The following is a 15,696-nucleotide window of genomic DNA, read 5'->3' on the forward strand; positions in this document are numbered from 1 at the left end:
AATGGACCGATCCCGCGGCATCAGAGCCGCGGGATCAACCCCTGCTCATTTCAACATCTCCGGCACGATCAGACGCGGCAGGAACAGCGACACGCTCGGCCAGACGATGACGGCCGCCAGCACGAGCAGCATCGGAATCAGCATGATCACCGTGTCCTTCAGGGCATAGCGCAGCCGCACCCCCGCGATCGAGCAGGCGATCATCAAGCACAGGCCATAAGGGGGCGTCACCAACCCGAAGGCCAGCGATATGATGGAAATGATCGCGAACTGGACCGGATGGAGGTCGACTGATTTCGCCAGGGGTTCGAGAACGGTACCGACGATGATGATCGCCGGAATGGCGTCGAGGAAGCAGCCCACCACCAGAAAGCAGAACGCAATGAAGAAGCCGGCCCCGATCGCACCCATGCCCCAGGTCGAGACGTTGGCCAGCAGCTCCTGCGGAATCTTGTAGTAGGCCAGTAGCCAGCCGAACGCGCTCGCGGTGCCCACGCAGAACAGCGCCACGCCGGCCAGGCGGCCGGTGTCGAGCAATGCCTTGTAGAGTTCGCGCGCGCCGGTTTCACGGTAGAAGAATGTCGACAGCGCCACGGAATAAAGCACTGCGACGCAGGCGGATTCGGTCGCAGTGAACCACCCCAGCAGGATGCCGCCGACAATGATGAACGGCGTCATCAGCGCCGGTATCGAGCGCCAGATGGCGCAGCACATCTCCCTCCAGGTGTCCTTCGGATAGGTTGGATAGCCGCGGCGCACGGCATAGACATGCACTGTCGCCATCTGCGCGCCAGCGATCAGCAAGCCCGGCACGATGCCCGCGAGGTACATCGCGGCGATCGAGGTCGAGATCAGTCCGCCCCAGACGATCATCAGGATCGAGGGCGGGATGATGACGGCGAGCACGGCCGAGACCGCGGTGATGGCGATGGAGAACGAGAGGTCGTAACCCTCCTTGGTCTGGGCATCGATGAAGATCTTGGACTGGCTCGCCGCGTCCGCGGTGGAGGATCCGGAGATGCCGGCAAAGAACACCGACAGCACCACGTTGATCTGCGCCAGCGATCCCGGCCAGTGCCCGACCATCGAGCGGGACAGCGCGACCAGCCGGTCGGTGATGCCGCCGATGCTCATCAAATTGGCGGTGAGCAGGAAGAATGGTACTGCCAGCAGGATGAACGAATTGTAGGCGTTGAAGGTTTCCTGCGCGAGCGTCATCAGCGACAGATGCGGCTCGATCAGCAGGATCGGCACGCAGGCAAGGCCAAGCGCGAAGGCGACCGGCACGCGTATGATGAGCAGGCCAACGAAAGTCCCGAACAGGACCATCGCGGCCTGTCCGGCGGAAAGAACATTGCCACTCATTGATTGGCCCCAACCAGAATCCGCATCTCGTCGATAATCTGTTCACCGGCGAACACGATCCAGGTCACGCCGGCAACCGGCCAGGCGACGTGGATCAGCCAAAGCGGCAGATCGGCCAGCTCCGAAGTTCTGTTCCAGGCAAAGCGGGTGAACTCGATGCCGGCGGATACGAACACCAGCGCCAGCGCCAGCACGCCGAGCCGCGCGAGAATCCGCACCATGGCTTCGCTTCGGCGTGACAGGTCAGGCCAGACGTCGACTTCGAAATGCTGCGACTCCCTGATGCCGACCATCGCGCCGATCATGATCGTCCAGATGAACATGAACCGCGCCATCTCTTCGGTCCAGATGTAGGACGGAATCAAAGGCGTGTAGCGCGAGATGATCTGCAACGTGACCGGAATGACCAGAATGCCGACAGAGGCGGCGAGCAGGATTTCCAGCAATTTTGCGTAGGCCGCCGTTGCTCGGCGCCATGGCGACGGGTTCGGTGGCATCGATATTTCGGTCATTACGACTCCGGGGGATCACAATCACGCAATGGGGCAAGCCGTCCGGCTTGCCCCGACGTCCTGTCGCGTGGGCGGCGACAGTTCTCAGACGACGTTGATCTTCTCGAAAATGCCTTCCGCGCCGATTTCCTTGGCGTAGGTGGCCATCACGGGATCGGCGAGCTTCTTCATGGCGTCGCGCTCTTCGAAGGGAACGCGCTTGAGCTTGCCCGCCTTCTCCAGCGTGTCGAGCTTGACGACCTCCTCGCTCGACTCCAGTTGACGACCATAGTCGCCGGCCTCCTTGCCGGCTTTCATGATCGCGTCCTGCAACTCCTTCGGCAAAGTCTTCAGCGTCTTCACCGAGAAACAGATCGGCCGGATCGACACGGCGTGCTGGGTCAGGTTGAGATGCGGGGCCACTTCGTAGAACTTCATCGCCTCGACGCCGGCCGCCTCGTTCTCCCCGGCCGCTATCACGCCGTTCTGGATCGCGTTGTAGATTTCGTTATAGGCGATCACCGTCGGGCTCATGCCCACGGCCGCAAAGGTCTTGGACCAGATCGGCGCGCCCTGTACGCGCACCTTGAGGCCCTTGAGATCGGCAAGATTCTTGAGCGGCTTGTTGGCGAAGATGTTGCGGATGCCACCGCCGGAATAGCCGATCAGAACGACCTCGGCCTTGGCCGCGACTTCGTCAGCGATCGGCGCCAGGATATTGGCTTCGACGACCTTGTTCATGTGTTCGATGCCCTTGAACACGAAGGGCGCGTCGATGAACGGGGCCGCCTTGGCGAAGGTCGACATGTGAGCCGGCGAGACGATGCCGTAATCGACGGCTTTGCCCTGCGACATGTACTCGAAATACTGCTTTTCGAGGCCGAGCGAGGAGTTCCTGTGCAGCGTGAAGTTGACGGGCTTGCCGTAATACTTCTTCACCAGCTCTTCGAACCGGAGCAATGCCCGGTTGAAGGCGTGGTCGTCGTTGAACTGGACCGCGCCGTTCAGCGTGATCGGCGACTGTGCCCTGAGGATCGACGGCATGCCAATCGCAGCCGCCGCAGTGGTCGCGCCGAGCCCAGCGAGAAATGATCTTCGCTTCATCGTCTCCCCTCCCTATGATGCTCCGGCCCTGTCGCCGGGCCGTGAGCGCAGCCGGTATGCGGCTTGCGAGTGGGAAGCGTATGAAAAACGTCGGCGGGACGGAAGTCATTTCGTGTGCGCGGGAGGTCCTCTTCGTCGCAGGGCGCCCCTTTCGCGAACTGCTGCACTGCAACTTGCGCTCCTGGCGACGCGTGGCGGGCCGAGGGGCGCCCCCCTCCTCTCCTAGCAGACGGCTTGCGGACCTGTGCGCTGCACGCGCAGACCCGCTCGCCTTCTACTGTGCTTTAATGCAAATGGCCGATCAGATAGATGCCGCCGCCGATCACCAGTACGGCCGGCACGGCCCAGAGAATCAGAACTGGCATTTGTCATCCTCCTCAGTTGGACGTGCAGACCTTGACGGTCTTCATGCCGCTTTCAGCCTCGGTGCGCGACTTGTATATCGTGCCCGACGGGCTCACGACGGTCATGGACGTGTCAGTCGGCTTCTTATCGACGATCGTGCATTTCTTGGTCTTGACGTCCTGCACGACGTAGAACTCGTCGGCGGCGAACGCCGGCAGGGATATTGCGGCAAGCATCAGTGCTGCAGTTACTATCTTCAACTTCATTAGTCGTCCTCCTCCAGAACCCGAGCCGTTTAGCCCGGTGAGCTACAAACGGGAAAAAGCGGCAATTGGTTCCCAGTGCCGGGAACGCTGTCGGCGATGAGGGGTTGTTGCGGCGCATATTCAAACGAGGAGAACGAGATGAAGAAGTTGTTCCTGCTTTCGGCCGCCGCGGTCCTGATTTCGACCGGCGCTTTCGCGCAATCGACCGTCGTGACGACGACCGGGACGGGCCACGCGGCGACCGTTCAGATCGAGCCGCAATACCGAACCAAGATCAAATCCTACGTCACCGAGCACCGCGTCCGCCCGGTGACGACGAAGGAAAAGATCGTTGTCGGTGCGGCGGTGCCGAGCGACGTCGAACTCGAGGCCGTTCCGGCAGACTGGGGTCCGTCGCTGACCAAGTATCGCTACGTCTACTCCGGCGATCGCGTGATGCTCGTCGATCCCGGTTCGCGCACGGTCGTCCAGGAAATTGATTGATCCAGGTGTTGGGGCGGCTGCCTTGAAGGCGGCCGCCCTCTCTGGGAGTTGAAATTATGAAATCGCATCGAGAGGCCCGGATCGCCGGGCTCAGCCTGGCGGCCGTGTACGCCATGTGTCTCCTACTGACCGCAATCAGCATGAGCTGAGGCGGCGCCGCGGACGGCACTGCAAAATCTCGTCCCTGGGCGGCTCGTCCGGACGCGAAAAATTATGGCGCAGCGCAAGTCCCGCCCCTATGGTCTCCCAAAATCATAAATCCGGCGCTCCCCTGCGCTGGAACCGGGACGCCTGCGTTTGTCAAAGCTCACCCTGCCGGTCCGGCTCGCTCTTCTGGTGACGGGAACGATGTTGCCGCTGATCGTCTTCGCGGTCGGGATTGCCGTCTACAATTACAAGCAGGACCGCAACGACGCGACCCGCCGCGTGCTGGAGAACGTGCGCAGCATGCGCCTCGTGCTGGACTCCGAGGTGCAGCGGATGACCGGCGGCCTGCAAGTGCTTGCGCTGACAAATTCGCTGCGCGACGACGACTTCCAGAATTTTCGGCGCATCGCCCTCGGCTTCGTCGATCAGTACGGCAAGGGCGGCCTGGTGCTAATCTCCGATCGCAAGGGCCGACCGCTGTTCTCCTCCGCGACCGAGGACACCGCAAGCCTGGCGCCACGCGGTCATCTGGAGATCATCGAGAAGGTGTTTGCGACCAGGTCACCGCAATATTCCGATCTGTTCACCGGCGCGATCAACGGGCGGCCGGTGCTCACGGTCGAAGTTCCGGTGGTCCGCGACGGCGAAGTGATCTACGACCTCTGCTTCAGCCCGCCGGTCAGCATCTTTCAGGATTTGGTCGAGAAGCAACGGCCCGACCGGGATTGGACGGTTTCCCTGCTCGACACCAAGGCCATCGTGTTCGCGCGCACGCCGAACCCTACGGAGATCTTCGGCAAACGGGCTACCGGCGCACTATATGAGAGTATGTTGCGCACGCCGGAGGCCGCACTCTCGACCGTTTCACTCGACGGCGTCGCGTTGTCCACCGTCTATACGAGGTCGCGGCTGACCGGCTGGACCATCGTGGCCGGCGTCGCCGAGAGCTCGCTGATCGCTCCGCTCTGGCGCAACATCGCGATCACCAGCCTGATCGGCGGCATCCTGCTGCTGACCGGTCTGACCTTCGCGGTCAGGATGGCAACCACGATCGCGCGCGGCGAGATGCTGCACGATCTCCTGATCGATGAGCTCAACCATCGCGTCAAGAACACGCTCGCCTTGATGCAGGCAATCGCGGTGCAGACCTTCCGCAGCGCCAGCCGGGACGAGCGGGCAAAATTCGAGGGTCGGCTCGGCGCGCTGGCCGAGGCGCATAATTTGTTGAGCCAGGAGAAATGGGCGGGCTCCGAGCTGCGGGACGTGATCGCCCGCGCGCTCCAGCCGTTCCTGCTGAACAATCCAGAGCGCATCCGCATGGCCGGAGCCGCGGTGCCGCTGTCGCCGCGGCTCGCCGTGGTGCTGTCGATGATCGTGCACGAGATCGCCACCAACGCTGCGAAATACGGCGCCCTGTCCAACGAGACCGGCCGGGTGACGCTCGAGTGGGGGGTCATCGCCGACGCGCCGAAGCCGCGGCTGCGCCTGATCTGGACCGAGATCGGCGGACCGCCGGTGACGGCGCCGGTGCAACGCGGCTTCGGCTCACGCCTGATCGAGCGCAGCGCGCGCGACCAGCTCGGCGGCGAGGCAACGGTCGACTTCCTGCCGCGCGGCGTGGTCTGCACGGTGATTTGCGCGCTGGACGAGGCGCGATGAACGGAGGCCGGCAATGAAGATCACAAGGGTTCGCACGCACATTCTCGAAGCAAAGCTGTCGCAGCCCTTCGCCTATTCGCGCGCCTGGTACGACACGCGCACCGCGATGCTGGTCGAAATCGAGACCGATAACGGCCTTGTCGGCTGGGGCGAATGCTACGGGCCGGCACGTATCACGGCCGCGGTGGTGCAGAGTATCGCGCCGTGGCTGATCGGCGAGGATCCGTTGCGCACCGACGTCTTGTGGCAGATGGTCTACGCGCGCTTGCGCGATCACGGCCAGAAGGGCGTCGTGATCCAGGGGATGAGCGGCATCGACATCGCGCTATGGGACATCAAGGGCAAGCATTTTGGCGTACCCGTGCACCAGCTGCTCGGCGGCGCCGCGCGCAAGCAGGTTGCGGCCTATGCGACCGGTCTCTACCGGCGCAAGTCAGGCGATCCGCTCGAATATCTGCCGGAAGAAGCGGCCGGTTATGCCGCCGAGGGATTCCGCGCCGTGAAGCTGAAGGTCGGTTTCGGCATCGCGGAGGATGCCGCAGTCACCCGCGCGGTGCGCGAGGCGATCGGCCCCGATGTCGCGCTGATGGTCGATGCGAACCACGCCTATGACGCTGTAGCGGCGATCCGGCTCGGCCGCCTGATCGAGCGCCATGACATCGGATGGTTCGAGGAGCCGGTGCCGCCGGAGGATGTCGCGGGCTACCGTGCGGTGAAATCCGCGCTCACGATTCCGGTCGCCGGCGGCGAGTGCGAATTCACGCGCTTCGGCTTCCGTGAGCTGTTCGTCTCGCATGCGCTCGACATCGCCCAGCCCGACACCTGCGCGGCAGGTGGTCTTTCCGAATGCAAGAAGATCGCCGACATGAGCGAGGCGTTCGGCATCCGCTACAATCCGCACGTCTGGGGCACCGGGATTGCGATCGCCGCCTCGCTCCAGCTCCTCGCCGTGCTGCCCTCGCACACGCCGACCTCGCTGGCCCCGCTCGACCCGATGCTCGAGTTCGACCGCACCGAACATCCGATCCGGCAGGCGATTTTGAAGGAGCCGATCGAGCATGAGAGAGGCGTCGTGCGGGTGCCCGAGGGGCCGGGCCTCGGCATCGAGATCGACCGCGAGGCGCTGGCGCGGTTTGCGGCGGACGCCTAACCGATCGTCTGCAACGCCGGGAACGTCTCGAGCAGCCAGATGCTCACATTCGAGACCGCGCCGGTGAGAAATCCAATGCCGGTGATCACCATCAGAACGCCCATGGCGCGCTCGACATTGACGAGATGGCCCTTCATGCGCGCGAACAGGGTGGAAAACTGCTCGATCATGAGGGCGGCGATCAGGAAGGGAATGCCGAGGCCGGCCGAATAGACCGCGAGCAGGCCGGCGCCCCTGGTCACCGTCGCTTCGGCCGCGGCGACCGAGAGGATCGCGGCGAGGATCGGACCGATGCAGGGCGTCCAGCCAAAGGCAAAGGCCAGCCCCATCACATAAGCGCCCCAGAGGCCGACCGGCTTGGGCGCGGTCAAGCGTCCCTCGCGCATCAACAGGCCGATGCGCGTCAGGCCGAGGAAGTGGAGGCCCATGACGATGATGACGATGCCGGCGAGGATCGAGAGTTCGGCCGACCAGGCGCGGATCAGCCCGCCGATCAGCGAGGCGCTGGCGCCGAGCGCCACGAATACCGTGGAGAAGCCGAGCACGAACAGGAGCGCCGACATCATGATCGCGCGTTTGGAGGCCGATGCGGGCTCTTCGCTTTCGACATGCTCGATCGTCGCGCCCGTCAGATAGATCAGGTAGGGCGGGACCAGCGGCAGGACGCAAGGGGAGAGGAAGCTGACGAGGCCCGCAATCAGAGCCGCCGGGATCGAAACATTTTGCATGATGCAGTCGGAGCCATCTCAGGCGCCGGTGCGGCGCGCGGGGAATGCGCGCGGCCCGGAGCCGAACCGGCTCTGGTGTAGCCGATGTCAGCGAATGCGCAACAGAGGCGCACAAAACCAGGGCTCCTCCCGATGCCGTCTGTGATCACAGATGCGGCACCGGGACACGCACAAATCTCGCCAAAAAGCGAAACTCGGCGGCGCGGCTACTTCACCACGCGGAGCAGCGGACGCCGGGGCTGGTCCTGCGTCTGCTTGGAGGGGGGCTGCGGTTCGTTCGTGGCGGTCCGCAGCATTTCGTCGCACAGTGCCTTGAGATCGGCACTGTCAATTCCTTTGAGTTTCATCCTCACGTCCAGGATGACAATGGACAGCAGCTCGGCCGACTCGCGGCTGTTGCTCTCGTTCAGCACCCTGCGGCACTCTTCGAGCGTTTCCAGCACCGACTGCAACTGTTCGTCTGAATGCGACACGGCGTTCTTTCCGCTAATTCGGCCTGTGAGACGTGATTGTGACGACCTCTTTGGCCCCCATGAAGCATCGAGGATAACACGAGGCCGCTGCGCCCCCGAACATGATTTCAGTGTGTTTCTGCCTTGAAACCGCGGTTCCGGCGCGTATCGCGTCGCGCCGCCAGCCGTCCAAACGCTCAGGAGTAAAGCGCCCGATCGTAAAAAGCTCAGTCGTAAAACGCCTGGCGTGCTGCAATTGATCCATCGCGGAAGACAGCACCGGCTCTCGCGCAAGGACGTTCATTGCGGACAGCGCCGACGATCCCGTAGCCATGTCACGGCTCACAACGGAACTCACGCCACACCCCTCATACGGGCGATGATTTGCCCGTTTCCCAGCCTTGTTCCAGCGCTGGCAGCACCCGAATACCACCTTCGGCGTAGTAAGGATGACGTTCAAAACTCGTCGTTCCCCAACCCGCCGTGGTTGTGGTTTGCCCCAGATTCTGCCAGTTTAGCGACCCGAAGGGACTTGTATGCACTCCTTGGCGGAAAGGGGCGTTCCTCTGGAGGAACGCCCAAAGACAAACATCAGCGGCCTGTCGGACTGGGATGCAGCGCGCATTTTCCTGGAAGTTGTCCGATGCGGAAGTTTCCGCTCGGCGGCCGAGCGTCTGTCGCTGTCGATCAACGCCGTCCGCCGCCGGATCGATGATTTCGAACGCCAGACCGGCACCACCCTGTTCACCCGCGACGTCCACGGTACCCGTCTGACCGACGAAGGCGCGCTGGTGGTCTCCGCCGTCGAGCAAATGGAGGCAGCTGCCTTCGACGTGCTGCGCACCAGCGATTCGACGGCAAATGCCCTGTCCGGCGAGGTCCGCGTCGCCGTGACCGAGGGACTGGGCACATTCTGGCTCGCCCCCCGGCTGGTCGAATTCCAGCAGACCTATCCGAAGATCCTGGTCGATCTGCATTGCGCGATGCGTTCGGCCGACGTCTCCCGCCACGAGGCCGACGTCGCCATTCACCTGTCGCGGCCTTCGGCGCTCGACGTCAAGCTGGTGCGGCTCGGCCGCATGCATCTGATGTTCTGGGCCTCCGAGAAATACATTTCGAAGCATGGCGCGCCGCGCTCGGCAGCGGAGTTGATCAAGCACCGCCTGGTGCTGCAGTTCGCCGACCAGCTCGCCGCCAAGCAAACTTTCGAGAGCTTCTTCCCCGGCGTTCCGGAACGTGACCTTCTGGTCATGAAGACCAACGTCTCGAGCGCCAACTACTGGGCGGTCGCGAATGGCGCCGGAATAGGCGTGTTCCCGAGCTACGCCATTGCGCTTGGCGGGAAGTTGATTCCACTGGAGGTCGAGCTGAACAGACCGCTGGATATCTGGTTGTCCTACCATCCTGGTAGCGGCCGGATCCCGAGAGTGCGGCACATGATTGACTGGCTGATCGAAGCCTTCAATCCGGCGCGTTTCCCGTGGTTTAAGGAAGAGTTCGTGCACCCGCATGAATTCAAGGACGAGTATATGGGCGAACCCCTGACCCAGCTCTTCGGGGGGTTTTCAACCGAAGACCGATGAGAAAAAAGATGAAGACAGCGGCGAAGAGAATGAAGCAGCGCAGTGCCGGCAAGCCGGACATTGAGCTGGGCAAACGCATCCGTTTGCGGCGCGTCGAGATGAAGATCTCGCAGGCCGAGCTCGGCGAGAAGCTCGGCGTCAGCTTCCAGCAGGTTCAGAAATACGAGAAGGGCGTCAATCGCGTCGGCGCGGCTCGGCTTCAGCAGATCGCCACCTCGCTCGACGTGCCCGTGACCTTCTTCTATGACGGCGACAACAAGGCGCGTGAAGTCGAGAGCCTGCTCTTCCTGGACTCGGCCTTCAGCCTCCGCCTGCTGCGCGCCTACAGCAAGATCAAGGACCAGACGGTGCAGCGTCAGCTCGTCTCGCTGATGGAATCGATCGCAGCGAACGAAGCCTGAGCCGATCGGCGTTCGCGCCTTTCCGCCCGATGTTCAATCCGCCGCGTCACGGGGCGCGGCTGGATTGGACGAGACCCGGACGAGATATATCCGGCCCGCGCGCTCGCGCGGACTTCTCGGGGCGGCATGACCGCCCCTTTTTGTTGTCCATTTTTTCCGCCGTCGCCCGCGTTTTCGCGAACCCATTCCGGCCCTGTCGCGACCCAATCCAGAGACCGCCGTCCGACGTGCGGGGCTCGCGATGCGCCGTGCTTAAGGGTCCCGCAACCGGGAGGCGCTAGCCTGCCGCCGATTTCTCGAATCAGCACGACGACCGGAATTGCCGACGCGAGCGCCTGTCCGGGCCTCGCTCTCAGGGGAAGATGGGACACATGTCGAAACGCCATGCGATGATCATTGCTGTCGGCATGCTTGCGAGCGCCTCCGCGCTTGCACAGACCGAGACCATTGGACAGGCCGGGTCCAAGCCGGCGACTGCGGCTGGCACGGTGCCGGCCACCGCCAATCCGGCCCACGCAGCCGCACCGAAAACTGCTGCGCCGGTGTCCGCTTCGACGGCAGAGAGCCGCTCGGCCGCGGCGCTCGCGCTGACGCACGAGCCGACCTATGACGAAGGCTCCGCCCAGCGCATCAAGGATGCGGCGCTGAGCTATTCCGATCTCGCCGTGCGCGGTGGCTGGCCGGCGATCCCGGCAGACGCCAAATTCGCGCCCGGCGCCCAGGGCGCCAATGACGATCTCCTGCGCAAGCGGCTGGTCGTCTCCGGCGATCTTTCCGCCGACAAGGCGAGCGGCGCCTTCGACCAGGATCTTGCCGACGCCGTGAAACGCTTCCAGGCCCGCCACGGCCTCGCGCCGACCGGAACGATGACCCCGCGTACGATCGCGGCGATGAACGTGCCGGTCCAGAAGCGCATCCGACAGTTGGAAGCTTCGCTGCAGCGGCTCGAGAACATGAATTTCGGCTTCGGCCAGCGCTATGTCGTGGTCAACATTCCCGCCGCCTTCGCCGAAGCGGTCGAGAACGACGTCGTGGTGCGGCGTTATCGCGTGATCGTCGGCAAGACCGAAAAGCCCTCGCCGACGCTGACGGCCCAGATCAGCAGCGTCGTCCTCAATCCGACCTGGACGGTGCCCTCCTCAATCGCCAAGACCGAGATCTCCGCGCATATGCGCAAGGATCCCACCTATCTGTCGCGCATGCACATGGAGGTGCTCGACGCCCACGACAATCCGATCGACCCGAATTCAGTCGACTGGTCGGGCACGCACACGCCGAATTTCACCGTGCGCCAGCACAACGGCACGTTCAACGCGCTCGGCGCGGTCAAGATCGACATGCCGAATTCCTATTCGGTCTACATGCACGACACCAACCAGCGCAATCTGTTCAGCGATGATTACCGCTTCGATTCCCATGGCTGCTCGCGCGTCGACAATGTGCGCGATCTCGCCGCCTGGCTGTTGAAGGACCAGCCGAAATGGAGCCGCGCCGCGATCGACGCAGAAATCGCCAGCGGCCAGCATCTCGACGTCGCCATGGTGAAGAAAGTGCCGGTGGCCTGGATCTATCTCACCGCATGGATGACCAAAGACCAGACCGTCCAGTTCCGCAACGACGTCTATAGCCAGGACGAGCAGCTGCTGGAGGCGACCGCCGAAGAGGCGGCCTTCTTCAGCAATGCCGGCAGCCATCCGCTGACCGCGCATATGACGAGATAGGTCGCGCCATGCAATCGCGGCACAGGCGGCTGCAAAGCCACGTCCGTTGTCGCGGTTGACCCTGGCCTCGCCCCGGCCGAACATTGCGCCTCGCCAACGAAAGCGAGCGCGATGTCCGACATATCAAGCACGACCGAAATTCCCTACGCCGACGGCAAGATCCTCAAGCACACAGCCGGTGGCGTCGGCGTTATCACATTCAACAATCCCGACAAGCGCAACGCGATGTCGCTGGAGATGTGGGAGGGATTTGGCGAGGCGCTGACAGCCTTACGCGATGACGCTGCCGTGCGCGTGGTGATCCTGCGCGGCGCCGGCGGCAAGGCCTTCGTGTCCGGCGCCGACATCAGCCAGTTCGAGAAGACGCGCCACAACGCGGCCGCTTCCGAGGAATATGGCAAACGCAGCGCCGCCCAGCGCGCGCTGCTTGCCGATTATCCCAAGCCGACCATTGCCTGTATCCAGGGCTTTTGCCTCGGCGGCGGCATGCAGGTGGCGATGCTCGCCGACATCCGCATCGCCTCCCATGGCAGCCAGTTCGGCATTCCCGCGGCGAAGCTCGGCATCGCCTACGGATATGATGGATTGAAGCACCTGGTGTCGCTGGTCGGACCGTCCTGGGCCCGGCTCCTGATGTACACGGGCATGCGCATCGATTCCACCGAAGCGCTGCGCATCGGGTTGGTCGAGCGCGTGGTTCCCGAGGATCAGCTCTGGGGCGAGACCATGGGGATCGCCGAGACGATCTCGCAAAATGCGCCGCTCGCGATCAAGGCCGCCAAGCTCACCATCGCGCAAGTGCTGAAGGACGAAAGCGCGCGCGACATGGACGCGATCAAGGCGATCGGCAACGCCTGCATGGACAGCGTGGATTTTCGCGAGGGCCGGCAGGCTTTCATGGAAAAGCGCAAGCCGCAGTTCCAGGGACGGTGATTCCGTCGTCAGCGAGCAAAATGAAAACAATCCAGAGTGCCTCTGCCTGCTTCGTCGCCTGGCTCTTCGCGATGACGGCAGCCAACGTGAACATGCATTCAGGAAGATTAAATTCCCACGCCCCTGCAACACCATAGCAACCAGCTGATTTGCTGGAAGTTCTCTCGCCATCAAAAGAGGGAGATTGCGATGAAACTGAAATTTGCTGTTGTTGGTCTGGCTGCCCTGGGCGGCGCAGCGCTCATGTCAGGACAGGCACTCGCAGCGATGCCGAACGGCATTCCGCAGACCGACCGTATCGCGAGCGGCCCGGCAGCCAACGTCGATCAGGTGCGCTGGGTCTGCAACCCCTGGGGTCGCTGCTTCTGGCGTCCGAACTATTATGGCGCCTACGGCTTTTACGGCGGCCCGCGACGCTTCTACGGCCCACGTCCGTGGGGCTGGGGCCACCGCCACCACTGGCGTCGCTGGTGAACTGCGAGGGGCCGCGAGGCCCCTCTTCCTTGACTACAGCGCCGCGAGCACCGCCTTCGTAATGTCAGCCGTGCCGTTGCTGCCACCGAATTCCATCGGCTTGAGGCCGCCGGCATAGACCTTGTCCACCGCACGCTCGATGGTCTCGCCGGCCTCGGCCGCGCCCTCGACGCCGTGCTTGTCGGCGAGCCAGTCCAGCATCATCGCCGCCGACAGGATCATCCCGGTGGGATTGGCTTTGCCCTGCCCCATGATGTCGGGCGCGGTGCCGTGGCACGGCTGGAACACCGCGTATTTGTCGCCGATGTCGGCCGACGGCGCCATGCCGAGGCCGCCGATCAGGCTCGCGGTGATGTCGGAGACGATGTCGCCGAACATGTTCTCCATCACCATCACGTCGAAATCCCAGGGACGCTTCACCAGCATCGCCGAGCAGGCATCGACATAGAGCCGGTCGGTCTTCACCTCCGGATGACGCTTGGCAATCTCGTCGAAGATACCGCGGAAGAACGCAAAGGCCTTGAACACGTTCGCCTTGTCGACGCAGGCCAGCGCACCGGGCTTGCCGCGCGCCTTGCGCCGCTCGGCGAGGCGAAACGAGAACTCGAACAGGCGCTCGGACGTCTTGCGCGTGATCACCATGGTCTCGCGCGCCTCCTCATGGGTGACGATGCCCTTGCCCATCGAGGCGAACAGGCCTTCGGTGGACTCCCTGATCACGACCAGATCGATGCCGCGCTGGTCGGCGCCGACGATCGGGCTCGGCACGCCCGGAATGAGCCGCGCCGGGCGCACACCGGCATAGAGATCGAAGATGAAGCGCAGCTCGATCTGCGGCGCGATCTCGGTATTGTCAGGGTAGCGCACCGACGGCAGACCGCAGGCGCCGAGCAGGATCGCATCCGCCTCCTCGCACAGCTTGACGGTGGTATCAGGCATCGACTTGCCGGTGGCGAGATAATGGTTGGCGCCCGCCGGCGCCTCGGTGAAGCGGAAGCTCAAGCCGGATTTCGTCTCGATCTTGCGCAGGACTTCGATGGCCGGCGCCATGACTTCGGGACCGATACCGTCACCGGCGAGCACGGCAATGTGGAAGGCGTTATTTGCGGACATGGGAGTTCCTAAATGACGAAAGGTGTGGCCTCGTCATTGCGAGGAGCTCTTGCGACGAAGCAATCCAGACTGCGTCCGCGGAGGGATTTCTGGATTGCTTCGCTACGCTCGCAATGACGGAGGGTGGAGCGCTTGTTACGGCGTCAGCACCGTGCGACCAACCACCGCGCCCTGCTGCAACTGCACCAGCGCGTCGTTGGCCTTCGCGAGCGGCTGCCGCGTCACGGGGATCGGCGCTATGTTCTTCGCTCGCACCAGGTCGAGCAGCTCCTGCGTCTCGCGCAAATTGCCGACATAGCTGCCCTGGATCGTCACCGCCTTTATCGGAATCAGCGGCAGAGCCCAGGTCGCACCGCCGCCGAACAGGCCGACGATGACGAGCTTGCCGCCCTTGGTCAGGCAGTCGAAGCCGAGTTGCGTGGTGGCGGCGTTGCCGACGAGATCGAGCACGGCGCGGATGGGACCACCGGCTTTCTTGGCAAGCTGCTCCAGCGCGTCCGACGCCTTGGGATCGACGGTCGCGAGCGCGCCCGCTTGCTCCGCGGCTTCGCGCTTCTTCGCGTCGATGTCGACCATGATCGCGCCCTTGCCGCCCATCGCCTTGAGCAGCGACAGCGCCATCAGGCCAAGTCCGCCGGCACCGAACATCACGATCGGCGTGTCGAAGTGCTGCTCGAGCTTCTTCAGCGCGCTGTAGGTCGTGACGCCCGAGCAGGCGTAGGGTGCAGCCGACGCGGGATCGAGGCCTTTGAGATTGAGCAAATACCGCGGATGCGGCACCAGCATGTGGTCGGAATAACCACCGTCGCAATAGACGCCGAGCGAGCGCGGCGTCAGGCACATGTTCTCATCACCGGCGAGACAGGTGGGGCATTTGCCGCAACCGATCCAGGGATAGACCAGCCCGACATCGCCGATCTTCACGTCGCCCTGGTCCGACGACGTCACGTCCGGGCCGAAGGCGAGGACCTCGCCGACCGTCTCGTGCCCCATTGTCAGCGGCAAATTGATGCCGCGGTCCTTCAGCGAGAGCGGCTTGCGGCCGTGGCCGAGATCGTAGCCGCCTTCCCAGATGTGGAGGTCGCTATGGCAGACGCCGGCGGCCTTCACCTTGATCAGCACCTGCGTGCCGGACGGCTGCGGCGTTGCCTCGTCGAACTCCTGCAGCGGCGCCTTGAAATCGGCGACCTTGAAACTTTTCATCGGCGTCCTCCCGGATACTTTTCTTGTCGCCGCCACCATCGCATGGGCGGCAGGACGAGACAAACTTGGACCTGTCTA

At 63.5% G+C, this 15,696-nt stretch carries 16 protein-coding genes; 8 read left to right on the forward strand and 8 right to left on the reverse strand.

The window, feature by feature from the left end; genetic code table 11:
* Positions 1-45 precede the first annotated feature (45 nt).
* The 4 genes from AC0L3S_RS22195 to AC0L3S_RS22210 all read right to left on the reverse strand — a co-directional run bounded on the left by AC0L3S_RS22195 (position 46) and on the right by AC0L3S_RS22210 (position 3,571).
* Positions 46-1,365 (reverse strand): TRAP transporter large permease, encoded by a 1,320-nt coding sequence (locus AC0L3S_RS22195; RefSeq protein ID WP_473281249.1) that lies wholly within the window; start codon positions 1,363-1,365, stop codon positions 46-48.
* Complete coding sequence (locus AC0L3S_RS22200) at positions 1,362-1,877, reverse strand: TRAP transporter small permease (protein WP_473263503.1); 516 nt, start codon at positions 1,875-1,877, stop codon at positions 1,362-1,364. The genes AC0L3S_RS22195 and AC0L3S_RS22200 overlap by 4 nt, the downstream gene beginning before the upstream one ends.
* Before the next feature lie 84 nt (positions 1,878-1,961).
* The gene (locus AC0L3S_RS22205; protein WP_473281251.1) at positions 1,962-2,960 is read right to left on the reverse strand and encodes a TRAP transporter substrate-binding protein; all 999 of its coding nucleotides are present in this window, start codon (positions 2,958-2,960) and stop codon (positions 1,962-1,964) included.
* A gap of 377 nt (positions 2,961-3,337) precedes the next feature.
* On the reverse strand, positions 3,338-3,571 hold the full coding sequence (locus AC0L3S_RS22210) for a hypothetical protein (RefSeq protein WP_007607722.1): 234 nt from the start codon (positions 3,569-3,571) through the stop codon (positions 3,338-3,340).
* Between the two features lie 138 nt (positions 3,572-3,709).
* Between AC0L3S_RS22210 and AC0L3S_RS22215 the strand changes: the two genes are divergently transcribed.
* From AC0L3S_RS22215 to AC0L3S_RS22225, 3 genes are all read left to right on the forward strand, one after another.
* Entirely contained in the window at positions 3,710-4,054 is a 345-nt protein-coding gene (locus AC0L3S_RS22215; protein ID WP_473263501.1) for a DUF1236 domain-containing protein, read from the forward strand.
* Between the two features lie 348 nt (positions 4,055-4,402).
* Positions 4,403-5,860: a sensor histidine kinase gene (locus AC0L3S_RS22220; protein ID WP_473281343.1), complete on the forward strand. Its 1,458-nt coding sequence runs from the start codon at positions 4,403-4,405 to the stop codon at positions 5,858-5,860.
* 13 nt (positions 5,861-5,873) lie between these two features.
* Positions 5,874-7,010 (forward strand): mandelate racemase/muconate lactonizing enzyme family protein, encoded by a 1,137-nt coding sequence (locus AC0L3S_RS22225; protein WP_473281253.1) that lies wholly within the window; start codon positions 5,874-5,876, stop codon positions 7,008-7,010.
* Here AC0L3S_RS22225 and AC0L3S_RS22230 read toward each other — a convergent pair.
* Entirely contained in the window at positions 7,007-7,738 is a 732-nt protein-coding gene (locus AC0L3S_RS22230) for a cytochrome c biogenesis CcdA family protein (protein ID WP_473263499.1), read from the reverse strand. The two genes, AC0L3S_RS22225 and AC0L3S_RS22230, sit on opposite strands and share 4 nt — an antisense overlap.
* A gap of 206 nt (positions 7,739-7,944) precedes the next feature.
* Positions 7,945-8,211 carry a hypothetical protein gene (locus AC0L3S_RS22235; protein WP_007593979.1) on the reverse strand — a complete coding sequence of 89 codons (267 nt, stop codon included), beginning with the start codon at positions 8,209-8,211 and terminating at the stop codon, positions 7,945-7,947.
* A 515-nt stretch (positions 8,212-8,726) separates the two neighbouring features.
* Between AC0L3S_RS22235 and AC0L3S_RS22240 the strand changes: the two genes are divergently transcribed.
* The 5 genes from AC0L3S_RS22240 to AC0L3S_RS22260 all read left to right on the forward strand — a co-directional run bounded on the left by AC0L3S_RS22240 (position 8,727) and on the right by AC0L3S_RS22260 (position 13,302).
* Positions 8,727-9,773: a LysR family transcriptional regulator gene (locus tag AC0L3S_RS22240; protein ID WP_473263498.1), complete on the forward strand. Its 1,047-nt coding sequence runs from the start codon at positions 8,727-8,729 to the stop codon at positions 9,771-9,773.
* Positions 9,774-9,802: 29 nt separating this feature from the next.
* On the forward strand, positions 9,803-10,174 hold the full coding sequence (locus AC0L3S_RS22245; protein ID WP_211382658.1) for a helix-turn-helix domain-containing protein: 372 nt from the start codon (positions 9,803-9,805) through the stop codon (positions 10,172-10,174).
* Between the two features lie 371 nt (positions 10,175-10,545).
* Positions 10,546-11,895 carry a L,D-transpeptidase family protein gene (locus tag AC0L3S_RS22250; protein WP_473281255.1) on the forward strand — a complete coding sequence of 450 codons (1,350 nt, stop codon included), beginning with the start codon at positions 10,546-10,548 and terminating at the stop codon, positions 11,893-11,895.
* Between the two features lie 111 nt (positions 11,896-12,006).
* On the forward strand, positions 12,007-12,828 hold the full coding sequence (locus AC0L3S_RS22255) for an enoyl-CoA hydratase (RefSeq protein WP_473281257.1): 822 nt from the start codon (positions 12,007-12,009) through the stop codon (positions 12,826-12,828).
* 189 nt (positions 12,829-13,017) lie between these two features.
* Positions 13,018-13,302, forward strand: a complete 285-nt coding sequence (locus AC0L3S_RS22260; protein ID WP_473281259.1) for a hypothetical protein — start codon at positions 13,018-13,020, stop codon at positions 13,300-13,302.
* A 33-nt stretch (positions 13,303-13,335) separates the two neighbouring features.
* Here AC0L3S_RS22260 and AC0L3S_RS22265 read toward each other — a convergent pair whose 3' ends face one another.
* Positions 13,336-14,415: an isocitrate/isopropylmalate dehydrogenase family protein gene (locus AC0L3S_RS22265; RefSeq protein WP_473263493.1), complete on the reverse strand. Its 1,080-nt coding sequence runs from the start codon at positions 14,413-14,415 to the stop codon at positions 13,336-13,338.
* Between the two features lie 135 nt (positions 14,416-14,550).
* Positions 14,551-15,618 carry an alcohol dehydrogenase gene (locus AC0L3S_RS22270; protein WP_473263492.1) on the reverse strand — a complete coding sequence of 356 codons (1,068 nt, stop codon included), beginning with the start codon at positions 15,616-15,618 and terminating at the stop codon, positions 14,551-14,553.
* Positions 15,619-15,696 lie beyond the last annotated feature (78 nt).

Source organism: Bradyrhizobium sp. Ken01 (assembly GCF_055807355.1).